The organism is Flavobacterium sp. YJ01, from assembly GCF_029320955.1.
In the GTDB taxonomy this organism is placed as follows: Bacteria; Bacteroidota; Bacteroidia; order Flavobacteriales; family Flavobacteriaceae; genus Flavobacterium.
This window is the reverse complement of sequence record NZ_CP119757.1, coordinates 4,504,422-4,519,183: the sequence shown is the minus strand read 5'-3', so window position 1 is coordinate 4,519,183 and position 14,762 is coordinate 4,504,422. Positions and strand designations below refer to the sequence as shown.

The 14,762-nt window shown below is 34.8% G+C and carries 8 protein-coding genes; all 8 read left to right on the top strand.

Annotated elements, in window-relative coordinates:
• Nucleotides 1–812: 812 nt before the first annotated feature.
• Nucleotides 813–3,935: a TonB-dependent receptor gene (locus P0R33_RS19745; RefSeq protein ID WP_276172879.1), complete on the top strand. Its 3,123-nt coding sequence runs from the start codon at nt 813–815 to the stop codon at nt 3,933–3,935.
• Between the two features lie 17 nt (nt 3,936–3,952).
• Nucleotides 3,953–5,425, top strand: a complete 1,473-nt coding sequence (locus tag P0R33_RS19740; protein WP_276172878.1) for a RagB/SusD family nutrient uptake outer membrane protein — start codon at nt 3,953–3,955, stop codon at nt 5,423–5,425.
• Between the two features lie 153 nt (nt 5,426–5,578).
• Nucleotides 5,579–7,501, top strand: coding sequence for an arylsulfatase (locus tag P0R33_RS19735; protein ID WP_276172877.1), 1,923 nt, complete (start codon nt 5,579–5,581; stop codon nt 7,499–7,501).
• A gap of 54 nt (nt 7,502–7,555) precedes the next feature.
• Nucleotides 7,556–9,481, top strand: coding sequence for an arylsulfatase (locus tag P0R33_RS19730; protein ID WP_276172876.1), 1,926 nt, complete (start codon nt 7,556–7,558; stop codon nt 9,479–9,481).
• Nucleotides 9,482–9,714: 233 nt separating this feature from the next.
• On the top strand, nt 9,715–10,782 hold the full coding sequence (locus tag P0R33_RS19725; RefSeq protein ID WP_276172875.1) for a sterol desaturase family protein: 1,068 nt from the start codon (nt 9,715–9,717) through the stop codon (nt 10,780–10,782).
• An 89-nt stretch (nt 10,783–10,871) separates the two neighbouring features.
• Nucleotides 10,872–11,579 (top strand): thioredoxin domain-containing protein, encoded by a 708-nt coding sequence (locus tag P0R33_RS19720; RefSeq protein ID WP_276172874.1) that lies wholly within the window; start codon nt 10,872–10,874, stop codon nt 11,577–11,579.
• Between the two features lie 196 nt (nt 11,580–11,775).
• Nucleotides 11,776–13,395: a sulfatase-like hydrolase/transferase gene (locus P0R33_RS19715; protein ID WP_276172873.1), complete on the top strand. Its 1,620-nt coding sequence runs from the start codon at nt 11,776–11,778 to the stop codon at nt 13,393–13,395.
• Between the two features lie 94 nt (nt 13,396–13,489).
• The gene (locus tag P0R33_RS19710) at nt 13,490–14,752 is read left to right on the top strand and encodes a putative sulfate exporter family transporter (RefSeq protein ID WP_276172872.1); all 1,263 of its coding nucleotides are present in this window, start codon (nt 13,490–13,492) and stop codon (nt 14,750–14,752) included.
• The last annotated feature ends 10 nt before the right edge of the window (nt 14,753–14,762 follow it).

Below are 14,762 nucleotides of genomic sequence, written 5' to 3'. Positions count from 1 at the left end.
CTTAAATCGAATCTGTAATTAACAGACTAAAAGTTTGATTACTTTCTGATTATAAGATGCTTTTTCTCTCATCTCGACGTTTTTATGCTTGTTTTTAAATTTTAGAAGAATTTAAAAACGAAAAAAACAAGTATAAAATACTACATTTTAAATGCTGGATTATTATTTTCCTTAACATTTGTTCAAATTATAAATTATTCGAAAAGCCTTTAAAAACAAGGTATTACGATAGAAATATTTTCATATAAATTGCTCGGAATGAATATTTTTCAAAAAAAACTTTACAAACTTTTGGTTTTTATTATATAAAATTTAACTTTGTCTATAGGATTAGTAGAGTTTAAATAATGTTTCAAACATAAAAATTATTATTGTGAAAACGACAGAAAGCATATCGCATTACATTCTTCCTAAAGTATACACTTATAACACTTTTTGTTATATGTGTTTCTGTTGTTAAAAACCTACTTTTAGTTATGTGCTTTTTAGTCTTTATTTCAAAAGCAGATTTCTTAAATACATCACCAAAAATATTTACTGAGTTTATACAAAAATCATTCAAATGCATTTTTTACTGCATGCGATTGATTCTTGAAACCATACCTATATTTCAAAATTAAAATAACTAACAATTAAAAAAACTAAAATGAAAACAATGCAAACCTGTTGCTGTAAATAAAAAAAGCCATTTCTGCGGCAACAGAAATGGCGAGGCTTAAAGAACATTTATCACTAAATCAAGAACACTTTTAGAGTGCTGTATAAACAGTGCTCAGGGCGTCTTGTTAATTACTTAAAACCAACACAAAGAAATGAAAAAAAAGTTAAACATACACATACTGCTGTTTCTACTCTTCATAACAGCAGGCATACAAGCCCAAAATACTACCCCACTTATTCAGTCAAAATTGGATGGAACTGTAGTCGATGATGTTACAAATCAACCCATTATTGGAGCATCTGTAACTATTAAAGGAACAACTCACGGTGTTATTACAGATGCAGAAGGAAAATTCTATTTTCAAACTGGACAGAAATTTCCTTATACTTTAATTGTAAGTTATATTGGCTACAAAAAGGCAGAAGTTATTGTAGAAAAAAATCCAGTAATTATTAACCTAAAAGAAGAGCGTCAAGAGCTTGATGAATTGGTAGTTGTAGGATACGGAACTCAAAAAAGAAAAGATATTACGGGTTCTGTGGCTTCTGTTCCAAAAGCTAATTTATCTCAAGTTACTTCTTCTGCTGATAATCTTTTGAGAGGTGCAGTTGCTGGGGTTGTAGTCACACAAAGTTCTGGCCGCCCAGGTGCTTCTTCAAGCGTACGTATTCGCGGTGGAAACTCAATTACAGCAGGTAACGAACCACTTTATGTTGTTGACGGAATCTTAATTTATAATGATAACGCGAACAGCTCTGCGGGAGTTACTTATGCAGGTGCAAGTGTAAACGTTTTGTCTACTATTAACCCTGCTGATATTGAATCTATTGAAGTTCTGAAAGATGCCTCTGCAACAGCAATTTATGGTTCTCGCGGTGCCAATGGAGTTGTTATTATTACGACTAAAAAAGGAACAAAAGGACAAGATAATATTTCGTATCAAGGTTATTTCGGATTTCAAAATATTTCAAAGAAATTAAAACTGATGAATGCCAGCGAATGGGCAAGTTTACGAAATGATGTTCAGGCAAGTATCGGTCAAGCTCCTTCGTTTACGGCTGCACAAATAGAAGCTTTTAAAACTTCTGGAAGTTATGATTGGCAATCTGCGGCTTTTAGAACTGCCGCTCCTGTTCAGAGTCATAATTTATCTTTTTCTGGCGGAGATGAAAGATCAAGATATTCGGTTTCTGCTGGCTATTTTGATCAAGAAGGAATTGTTTTAGGTTCTGATTTTAAACGTATTTCTCTTCGCGCTAATTACGAAAGAAACTATTCTCAGAATTTCAAATTTGGAGTAAATGCCAACTACACTTACTCTCTTGCAAACGGCGTAGGAACTTCTGGAAGCGGAAGAACTCCAAATCCTTTAGTTGCTGCCGTTTTGACTGCGCCTGTCGTTCCTATAAAAAACGCTGACGGAAGTTATAATGTAACCAATAATCCGTACACGACTTCTGTAAATGGTTATGTGCCAAATCCGATTAATGATTTGGAAAACACAACTAATCAGACCAATTTAAACAGAATATTGACCAGTTTATTTGGCGAATATAAAATCACCAAAAAACTAACTGCAAAAGTTGCAGTAAGCGGCGACGTTTTAAATACTAAACAAAATTATTATGCTCCTGCAAATACAACTACTGGAGCTGGAACGAAAGGTTTAGCTTCTGTTGGAGATCGTTTAGTTGGTTCTGTTTTGAATGAAAATACATTAAACTATAATACAACTTTTGGAGAAAATCATAAGTTTTCTGCTTTAGGAGGTTACACGCTTCAATATACAAAAGGTGAAGTGGTAAATGCTGGAGCAAACACTTTTGTAAATGATGCCAATACTTACAACGCACTTCAAGACGGTGTTGCTGTAAAACCTTATAGCGAAGCTTACGAAAGCGTACTTAAATCTTGGTTGGCAAGAGTAAATTATTCTTATAAAGGAAAATACAATTTTACACTTTCTGGTCGTGCCGATGGATCTTCAAGATTTGGTTCTGAATCACTTTGGGGTTATTTCCCGTCTGCTGGTTTTTCTTGGAACATTACAGATGAAGAATTTGCAAACAATATTAAAGGTGTTACCGAAGCTAAACTTAGAATTACAGCTGGAACAACAGGAAATCAAGAAATTGGAAATTACCTTTCTCTAGCGTCAATGGGTTCTGTAAATTATTCTTTTGGAGGAACATTATACACTGGTATCGCTCCTACCCGACTGGCAAATCCTGATTTGAAGTGGGAAAAAACAGATCAATATAATGTTGGTTTAGATTTATCATTACTTGATCGAAAAATCAATTTTGTTTTTGATGTGTACTACAAAAAAACAAAAGATTTGTTAATCAGCGTTCCAGTTCCTTTGAGTTCTGGTTATGCAACTGTTCTTCAAAATATTGGTGGAGTTGAAAATAAAGGTTTTGAAGTTGGACTAACAACCGAAAACCTGAAAACAGAAAACTTTGCATGGAATTCAAATGTGGTATTTTCTTTAAACAGAAATAAAGTTACTGAAATCGGAAATGGCGTTAATGAATTTTTTCCTGTAGTTCCAAACGGTTCTTTATTACAGCAACAACCTGTTATTGTAAAAGTTGGTCTGCCTTTAGGAACTTTCTGGGGGTATACAACAAACGGAATTTTCCAGACTCAGGAAGAAGTAAATACTCAGCCAAAAATTAATAGTTTGGCAAATACTAAAGTTGGAGACAGAAAATATGTAGATGCAAATGGCGATGGTGTTATCAATGCTTTGGATAAAGGAAATTTAGGAACTTCTCAGCCAAAATTTGTTGGAAGTTTCAGCAACACCATTTCATACAATGATTTTGATTTGAATTTCTCTTTCCAAGGATCTTATGGCGGAAAAATATTCAACGCTTTAAATCAGCAATTAGAAATTTCTACTCTTGGAACTAACGCAGCGGCTACATTGAATGATCGTTGGACTCCAACAAATCCAAGCAATGAAATTCCGAGAGCGACAAGTTCACCGTTAGGAATTGTTTCTGAAAGATATGTTGAAGATGCTTCTTTCTTAAGATTGAAATTAATAACTCTTGGCTACACATTACCAAAAAGCGTTTCTAAAAAACTGGGAACAAAAAGTGTAAAAGTGTACATATCTGCCGAAAACTTAATTACATGGACAAAATACACTGGATATGATCCAGAAGTAAGTTCATACGAACAAAACAACTTATATCCGGGAATTGATTTTGGTTCTTATCCAAACTCAAAAACATTCATCTCGGGCTTGAACGTAACTTTCTAAGTAAAAAATATATCAAAATGAAAAAGATCATTATAACATTCCTTTTAAGTGCCGGTTTATTGGTATCGTGCACGGAGCTTGAGGTAACCCCAAACTCTTTTGTAACCGAAGACAATTATTTTAATACTCAAGATGATGCTGTAGCAAGTGTAACTGCTGTTTATGCTTCTTTAAGCCTTGATCCAGGAGAACAAAGTTTATTTGGAAGAAACCTTTATTTCTTAACCGATATGGGTTCTGATTATGCAGCAGCAGGAGTTTCTGCAACCAATCCGCAAGTAAGAGCAATGAGCGCTTTAACTCACGATGCTACTACCGACCGTGTTCAAGTGGCTTGGAGACAAATTTATGCGGGAATAAACAGAGCAAATGTTGCCATTGATAATATTCCTAAAGTAACAGGCTCAGAAGTTATTAAAACTAGATTGATTAATGAAGCCAAATTCATTAGAGGTTTATTGTATTTTCAAGCAGTACGTCTTTGGGGCGGAGTTCCGATTGTTTTGCATGAAGCAACATCTATTGATTTAGGAAGCTTAAAAACCAATAGAGCAACTGTCGAAGAAGTTTACGCTCAAATCATTAAAGATTTAACAGATGCTGAAGCTTTGCCTGCAACTTACTCTACAGCAGATGCTGGACGTGCTACTTCTGGAGCTGCAAAAGCGATTTTGGCAAAAGTGTATATTACAAGAAAAGATTGGCCAAATACTATTTTAAAAGCGAGAGAAGTGATTAATGGCGGTTACGGATATGCTTTGTTTGAAGACTTTCAAGATATTTTTACTAAAACTAAAAAGAACGGAAAAGAACATATTTTCTCTGTTCAGTTTGAACCAAATCAAGCAGGAAATGGTTCTAGCGGAAGTACTTTTCAAGCGACTTCTTTCACGGGATTTACAGCAACAGAACCTGCCGATATAGTTTCTGACGTTGCATTATTTTATGATATTTACGCCGCTGGAGATAAAAGAAGAGATGTAAGCTACGCCAAACAATTGCTAAATCCTGCAACAGGAACACTTTATACTTTTCCAAAACCAATTTTCAAAAAATACTTGGATTTGACCAATTTGGCAACGCCTTCTAATGTGGCAATCAACTTTCCTGTGATTCGTTATGCGGACATTCTTTTGTCTTTAGCGGAAGCGATAAATGAACAAAGCGGACCAACCGCAGAATCGTACGAATTGATTAATCAAGTGAGAAGAAGAGCTTTTGGAAAGGCAATTACAACGCCAGATGTAACAGTTGATTTAGTTGGATTAAATCAAACCACTTTTAGAGCGGCAATTCAGGAAGAACGCAAAAAAGAATTTGTTCAAGAAGGACAAAGATGGTTTGACTTAGTGAGATGGGGAACTTTGGTTACTGAAGTGAAAAAAGTAACGGCTAAAAACTCTGTTTCGGAAAGAAATAATCTTTATCCGATTCCACAAAGTGAAAGAAATATCAACCCTGACGGTTTACCACAGAATCCTGGATATTAAATATTAATTTTTAAACATATAGAAACATAGATTTTAAATTATAAATAAGGAAGACAAATGAAACGCCTCTTATCGATTCTAAAAACTATGATTCTATGTGTTTAAAAAATTACAACTATTAAAAAAGCCATATAACTAAAAACTATTAAAAAGATGAAAAAAATTAAAAATACCACTCCAATCAAAAGCTCTGGAAAAGGGCTTCTGATTACGGCATTGCTGGTTGCGCAATTTGGCTTTGCTCAAGAACAACAAGAGTTTAAAGGAACAATCGGAAAAACTCTTGCCGATTCTAAAGAATATTGGCCAGATCCTGTAAAAGCGCCAAAAGGTGCTCCAAATGTGGTTTGGATTTTATTGGATGACGTCGGATTTGGAGCGGCATCTGCTTTTGGAGGATTAATAAACACGCCAACTTTTGATAATCTTGCCAACAATGGACTTCGTTATACCAACTTCCATACAACAGCAATTTGTGCTCCTACCCGCGCGGCTTTGTTAACAGGAAGAAATTCTGGAAGAGTTCACGTTAGTGGATTTTCTCATACTATTTTATCAGCAGGTTTTCCTGGATGGGACGGACGAATTCCTTCTGATAAAGGAACCATCGCAGAGATTTTACGTGAAAACGGTTACAATACTTTTGCTGTTGGAAAATATGGTGTTACGCCAGATGAAGATGCAACAGATGCAGGTCCGTTTGACAGATGGCCAACTGGAAAAGGTTTCGATCACTTCTACGGATTCTTAGGTTCTCAAACCGATCAATACAATCCTGATTTGGTGGAAGATCAAGTTCACATTAAACCAGACGGACGTCACTTAAATGAATTAATTACTGATAAAGCAATCAGCTATATTCAAAAACAGCAAAAAGCAGCACCAGGAAAACCGTTTTTCTTGTATTATGCACCAGGAGCTGTTCACGCACCTCATCAAGTAGCTGAAAAATGGGTTGAATCTTATAAAGGAAAATTTGATGAAGGCTGGGATGTTTACCGCGAAAAAGTATTAGCAAATCAGAAGAAATTAGGAACGATTCCTGCCAATGCAGTTTTACCAGAACGTAATGCTTTAATTACAGAATGGAAAAAATTAACGCCAGATCAGAAAAAAGTATATGCAAGATTCATGGAAGTTTACGCAGGATTTTTGACGTATACAGATTATGAAATTGGAAGAGTTGTTGATTATTTAAAACAAAGCGGACAACTTGATAATACTTTAATTTTTGTTGCGATTGGAGATAACGGAGCGAGTAAAGAAGGAACTTTGCAAGGAACAATTAACCAAAGTTTATTTTCTCAAGGAAAATCTGAGGAAGAAAATCTTCAAAGCAACTTAAATAATATTGGTGAAATTGGAACAGCAAAAGGTTTAAATACCAATTATCCTTTGGGATGGGCGCAAGCAACAAATGCTCCTTTCAAAAACTGGAAACAAGATGCACATTCTGAAGGTGGGACAAGAAATCCTTTAATTGTTTTTTATCCAAACGGAATTAAAGACAAAGGCGGTATCAGAAATCAATACAGCCACGTAACCGATTTACTTCCAACAACTTTAGCCATTACAGGAATTAAAGCGCCAGAATATATCAAAGGAATTAAACAAGATATCATTCAAGGATCTTCATTTCAAGCTTCCTTAGATAATCCGAAAGCAGAATCTTTACATAAAGTACAGTATTATTATATTTTCGGAAACAGAGCCATTTACAAAGATGGATGGAAAGCTTCTGCTGCGCATTTACCAGATTCATTTGCGGTAAAACAATCTTTAGGTAAAAATGAAAAACCAGTTGCAAGTAATTTCGACACAGACGTTTGGGAATTATACAACTTAAACGAAGATTTTAACGAGCGTAATAACTTGGCAAAAAAATATCCTGAAAAATTAGCTGAACTTCAAAAATTATTTGATGAACAGGCAAAAGAAAACAATGTTTATCCGTTGATTGATTGGCAAGATGTTTACAACAGAAGAATTCATAATACTGCTGCCGATAAAGGAAAAACCCTTCAGGACTTAGTAAAACAAGTTACTAAACCTGCAGATACAGAAACTACAAAATAATGATTATTAACCTGCAAGGTTTTAAAATCTTGCAGGTTAATCAAAAAAGAAACAATGAAAAAAATAAAAAATAACATACCAAATCTCAAAACTCCGCAAAAAGGGCTTTTGTTTACAGTTTTACTTTTTGCACAATTTGGCTTTGGACAGTCAAAACCTGATCCAAATTACAAAGGTGTTGTGGGTAAAACTTTAGCAGATTCTAAAGAATATTGGATTGAACCAGTAAAAGCAACAGAAGGCGCACCAAACGTGGTTTGGATTTTATTGGATGATGTTGGCTTCGGAGCGACAAGCGCTTTTGGAGGTTTAATCAATACACCTACATTTGAAAAACTAGCCAATAACGGATTACGTTATACCAACTTTCACACCACAGCAATTTGTGCACCAACACGTTCTGCTTTGTTAACAGGTCGTAATTCACACGCTGTGCATGTTGGCGGATTTTCGCATACTTCTATGTCAGCAGGTTTTCCTGGCTGGGACGGAAGACTTCCTTCTTCGGCGGGAACTATTGCAGAGATTTTGCGTGACAACGGTTACAACACTTTTGCAGTCGGAAAATATGGTGTTACTCCAGACGAAGATGCAACAGATGCGGGTCCGTTTGACAGATGGCCAACTGGAAAAGGTTTCGAGCATTTTTACGGATTCTTAGGTTCTCAAACCGATCAATACAATCCTGATTTGGTTGAAGATCAGACTTGGTTAAATGGAAGTACAAAATTAAATGGTGCAGAAAAAGACAAATCTAAAAATGAATTCGTAACCGATTTAAAAGGAAAACATTTAAGCGAATTGATTACAGATAAAGCGATTACCTATATCGATCGTCAGAAACATGCCGCACCAAACAAACCGTTCTTTTTATACTATGCGCCGGGAGCAACACATTCTCCGCACCAAGTAGAAAAACAATGGAGCGATAAATACAAAGGCAAATTTGATGATGGTTGGGATGCTTATCGCGATAAAGTAATTGCCAATCAGAAAAAATTAGGATTAATTCCTTCTGATTCAAAATTAACAATTCGTGATTCTTATGTTCCGGCTTGGAATACTTTATCTCCAGATGAGAAAAAACTATACGCTCAGTTTATGGAAATATACGCTGGATATTTAGAATATACCGATTATGAGGTAAGCCGAATTGTAGATCATCTAAAATCTATTAATCAGCTGGATAATACCATTTTCTATATTGTTTTAGGAGATAACGGAGCAAGTAAAGAAGGAAGTTCAATTGGTTTAATTGACGAATCTTTTAGAAAACTTTCTGATCCGAAAATTAAAGAAGAGTCTTTGAAAAGTAATTTAGCTAAAACTAATTTATTAGGAACTCCAGCGGCGACAAAAGAAAATTATCCGCATGGATGGGCTTTGGCTGCAAATACACCTTTTAGAAATTTAAAACAAGACGCTCATTCTGAAGGAGGAACAAGAAATCCACTTATTATATATTATCCAAAAGGAATTAAAACCCCTGGAATTCGTACACAATACGGACACGTAATTGATATTCTGCCAACCACTTTAGAAACTGTCGGAATTAAAGCGCCAGAAAGAATCAGAGGAATTGAACAGGATTCAATTCAAGGAACTTCTCTAGCCTATTCTTATGCTGACGCTAAAGCACCTTCAAGACATAAAATTCAGCATTACTATATTTTTGGTTCAAGATCACTTTATAAAGATGGCTGGAAAGCTTCGGCTCCGCATCATCCTGATTACATTGATATTACTCAAAATGATGCTTTATCTAAAAAAGATGAGCCAAGTAATTTTGATAATGACGTTTGGGAACTTTATAACTTAAACACTGACTTTAACGAAAGAGTCGATTTAGCTAAAAAATATCCAGAAAAACTGAAAGAGCTTCAGGCGGAATTTGACAATCAAGCGAAGAAAAACAATCTTTATCCGCTAATTGATTGGCAAGATGTTTTAAGACAACGCATTCACAAAAAGAATAAATAAAAAAATATAACAAAAAAGTTAGTAGTTCAATTAATTTAATTCTACTAAACCCATAGAATTAAAAGATATTTTATTTAGTTTTACATTAACTATTAAAAATCAGACAGATGAAACGAGTAGACTATGAAATTATAGGAAAAAAGATTGTCGTTGGGATAATCTTGTTTTTAGTTCCGCTAGCAATTTTGGCTGGAGGATTAACAATAATTAATCAATTTTTAAAATAAGAAATCATGGCAATAGTTCAAAAAGAAAAATTAGTGAGAGACTTAACGATTAGTTTCTTCATTTATTCATTGCCCGTATTGGCAATTTACCTTTACTTTAAATTAACGGGAGGAGCAGTTAGCGAATCACATTTGACATTGCCTTCTTGGCTAGAATTTGCACAACCCGTTTTTGCCAATATCAGATCTTGGGGATTAATCGTATTTACAATCGTTTTGGGAATTGTAGAATTTGCAGCTGGTTTATACGATGACGATTGGACTGGCGAAGAACGTAAAATTGATATCGTTTGTTTCTTAGCACCAAAATTACTTTTACCGCCTGTAATTGCTTTTTTCAGTTTAACGGCTTTACCTTATTTATTGCCAAACGCGGCAAATTCATTATCATGGGTTCCTTTTTGGGGTGGATTTTTCCTAATCGCAATTGCCGACGATTTAACGCAATATTGGTACCACAGATTGCATCATCAAGTACCATTTTTATGGCGTTTTCATAGAACACACCACTCTGCACCTTACATGGGAATGGCGATGGCTTCTAGACAAAACTTTATTTACACGGTTTTCTTTTCGCAAATCTATTTGACTGCAACTTTAACTTATTTAGGTTTAGGATTACCTGCTTTGTTTGTTTTAGTAATTAAAAGCATCATCACTTTGGGCGCGCACTCCAGTATTGCGTGGGACAAACCTTTTTATAAATACAAAGTTTTACATCCAATTGCTTGGGTTTTAGAAAGACTGATTTCAACTCCTGCAACGCACCACGCGCACCACGCAGACACAAGCGGAGACGGTGTTGGGCACTTTAAAGGAAACTTCGGAAACATGTTTTTTATCTGGGATATGATTTTTGGAACTGGCTTAATCACTCGTAAATTTCCAGAATCTTATGGAACAAAATCATACAAACAAGAAGAATGGTATGCACAGTTTTTATGGCCAATATTCAAATCTAAAAAAGAAGGAAGTTCTCTTGCTGAAGGTGTATTGGCATTTCCATTAAAAGCCAAACCTGTAGAAAATACAGTACAAACTGAAGAACAAACGCCAGTTTTAGAACAAGCTTAATTTCAATAAGTAAATAAAATATAAAGCACGGCAGTGTATTCAAAATCAACCTTGAATACACTGCCAGCTTTTATCAAAACCTTTCTATCATGAAAAATAATAGCATTTTTACAGTACTTTTTTTGCTTTTAACAACAGTAGGTTTTTCGCAAAATAAAAGTTCAAATACCGTTTCGTTAGATATTTTTTACAATAAAATTCAAGCGGAGAAAAAACCACAGATAATTGATGCGCGCGGTCCAGAAGAATTTGCTTTAAACCATATTAACGGCGCCGTAAATTTCAATTTAGAATCGAAAGATTACGTGGCACAAGTAGCAAAATTAGACAAATCAAAACCCGTTTTTACCTATTCAATTGGAGCTGGAAGAAGCGTTTGGTTAGCTGACGAATTATTAAAAAACGGTTTTAAAGAAGCGTACAGTTTAGAAGGCGGAATTGCAAACTGGATCGGAAACGGAAAACCTTTTTATGCCAATTCGAAAAGCAAATTAACGCTTTCTGAATACAATAAAATCATAACAGAAAACAAAACTGTTTTGGTCGATATTGGCTCTAAATATTGTGGCGCTTGTACAAAAGTAAAACCAGTTCTAGAAACCATCAGAACACAATATGGCGAAAATTTAAAAATCATAGAAATTGATTTGGAAACGAGTCCGCAAGTAATTGCCGATTTAAAAACGGTAAAGGTTTTTCCAACTTTAATTTTATATCAAAATGGAAAAGTTGTTTTCAAAAAAGATGGTTTTAACGATTTGAAAAAGGATGTTGATGTGGCATTGGCTTCGAAGTGATAATCCATTTTTTTGCGCAAAGTTCGTTACAATTTTGTCAGGCTGAGCGAAGTCGAAGCCCACGTTAGAAACTCTACAAAGATTAAATTTCGTTACGGAGCTACTTGTGTGGGCTTCGACTTCGCTCAGCCTGACAAACCCTACATGACAAAATTAAACAACGCAAAACCAAAATTCAAAAAATAACTACCAAAATATGGCAAACTATAAAAAAATAACCAAAATTGTTGTTCCCATTTTAATCGTGCTTATTGTTCTCGCAGCCTTTTTATTCTGGCCAATTAATACCGACGGAACATTAGTCAAAACCGATGAAAAATTAGCGGCAGGAAAAGCAGCTTTTCTTTCTAAAAAAGATACTTCTGCGACTTCAGCAAAAAAACCTAATATCATCATTTTACTTGCCGATGATTTAGGAAAATATGATATTTCGCTCTACGGAGGAAAATCTACTCCAACTCCGCAAATTGATTCTTTGGCGGCTTCTGGAGTCACTTTTACAGAAGGTTATGTTTCCTCTTCTATTTGTTCGCCTTCTAGAGCCGGATTGATTACAGGAAGATATCAGGAACGTTTCGGGCACGAATATCAGCCGGGCGATCGTTATCCCAAAAACAATTTAGAATATTACGCTTTTAAATATATCCTAAATACCAATAATTGGAGATTAAATGATAAAATCGAATATCCAAATGATGCTTCAATCGCTACGCAAGGTTTGCCAAAATCTGAAATCACTTTTGCAGATTTGGCAAAACGCGAAGGATACAGCACTGGCATAATTGGAAAATGGCATTTGGGACATAACAAAGGATTTTTTCCTTTAGATCGTGGTTTCGATTATCATTACGGATTTTATCAGGCATTTTCGCTTTTTGCGCCAGAAGACAACAATCCAGATATTATCAATCACCATCATAAAGATTTTACCGATAAAATGATTTGGGGAAAAGGCCGTGTCGGAATTGGACAAATTCGTCGTGATTCAACCATTATTGATGAAAAGGCTTATTTAACGGAAAAATTTGCAGAAGAAGCAGAAGCTTTTATCGATAAAAATAAAACGAAACCGTTTTTATTATATGTTCCGTTTAATGCGCCACATACTCCATTTCAAGTTCGTAAAAAATATTATGATCGTTTTCCGAATGTAAAAGACGAAAACAAACGTGTTTATTTTGCGATGATTAGTGCACTTGATGATGCAATTGGAAGAATCCGTGAAAAAGTAAAAAAAGAAGGTCTTGAAGAAAATACTTTAATCTTTTTTGCAAGCGACAATGGCGGCGCTGATTATACGTTTGCAACAACAAATGCGCCATTAAAAGGCGGTAAATTTTCGCATTTTGAGGGCGGAATTAATGTTCCTTTTGCACTTTCGTGGAAAGGAAAAATAAAACCTAACACCGTTTACAAAACGCCTGTTAGCACATTAGATATTTTTTCAACAATCGCCGCCGCAATTGGTTCTGATTTACCAAAAGACCGAGTTTATGACGGTGTAGATTTAGTGAAAACTGTAAACGAAAATAAACAAGCACACAAAGATTTATTTTGGCGTTCGGGCGATGCAAAAGCGATTCGAAGCGGCGACTGGAAATTGATTGTAAGCGGAAAAACACACGAAACATGGCTTTATAATCTCGCCAAAGACAAATCTGAAACTACCGATCTGGCTTCTAAAAATCCTGAAAAAGTAAAAGAATTACAAACCGCATTACAAAATTGGGAAAAAGGATTAATTAAACCTCTATGGCCTAATTTAACGTATTATGAATTTGATTTTGGAAAGCAGAAATATTTTGTCGATTTGTAATTATAAAAAAACAGATTATAATCGATTTAACTAATTTAGATATCCTAACAGGTTTTTAAAACCTGTTAGGATAAGAACATTAATTAAACAACAAATGTCAACTCAAACCAAACCATTTACTATTCACGAAGACTGGACCGTTGTAATTCTCGGATTTATAATTATTGGAATTTCACTTTTTATCTTTCTTCCAGAAGTTCCCGTTTTTAGCTGGTCAGACACTACTGATTTAACAGCGAAAGTATTTGATTTTAAAAACCTTAAAATACTTTTCATTCAATTTATATATTTAATTTCTATTGGAACTTTTGGTGCTTTTTTAATTGGAAAATCCGTAAAATATTTTCTATTTACTTTTCCAATAGTTTATGTTTTGACTCTAGCTGCACTAATTCTCGCAGGAAATTCTGCCATCAAATCCATCAATTTAGAGGCGGTTATTTTTAGTTTGATAATTGGTTTAGCGATTGGAAACTTTTTCAAACTTCCAGATTGGTTACGATCGGCACTTTCAACAGAAGTTTTTGTCAAAATCGGCTTGGTTTTATTGGGAACAAGCGTCATCTTTTCAGACATTTTAAAAGCAGGATCTTTAGGATTAATTCAAGCTTTAATTGTCGTTTTATCCGTTTGGTATTTTGCTTTTTGGCTTTGCAAGAAATTAAAAGTTGACGACGAATTAACAATGATGATTTCTAGTGCTGTTTCCATTTGTGGTGTTTCTGCTGCGATTGCAACTTCGGGCGCGATAAAAGGAGATTCTAAAAAACTGTCTTATGTCATTTCTATCGTTTTGGTAACTGCAATTCCGATGATGATTTTTATGCCCATTATTGCTAAATATTTCAATTTTCCTGAAGAAGTTACGGGAGCTTGGCTTGGAGGAAGCATCGATACTTCTGGTGCTGTGGTTGCTTCTGGAACTTTGGTCGGGGAAACGGCATTAAAAATTAGTACGATTGTAAAGTTTTCTCAAAATGTTTTATTAGGAATTGCAGCTTTTGCCATTTCTGTTTATTGGACTTACACACATAACAAATCTGGAGAAGTTTTAGAATCAAAACCAACGCTCAATGTGATTTGGGAACGTTTTCCAAAATTTGTTATCGGTTTCATTGCCGCTTCGCTTGTTTTTTCATTTTTCATTACACCCGAAACTCGCGACACGGTAAAAGATAGCTTAAAAAATCTGCAAGGACTTTGGTTTGCATTGGCGTTTACCAGTATTGGTTTAGAAACCAATTTCAAAGATTTGCTTCAAAATAACAGCAAGAAACCTTTGATTGCTTTCTTAATCGCACAATTATTCAACATCATTATTACGCTTATAATCGCTTTTTTACTTTTTAGTAAATAATTAAAAGTGA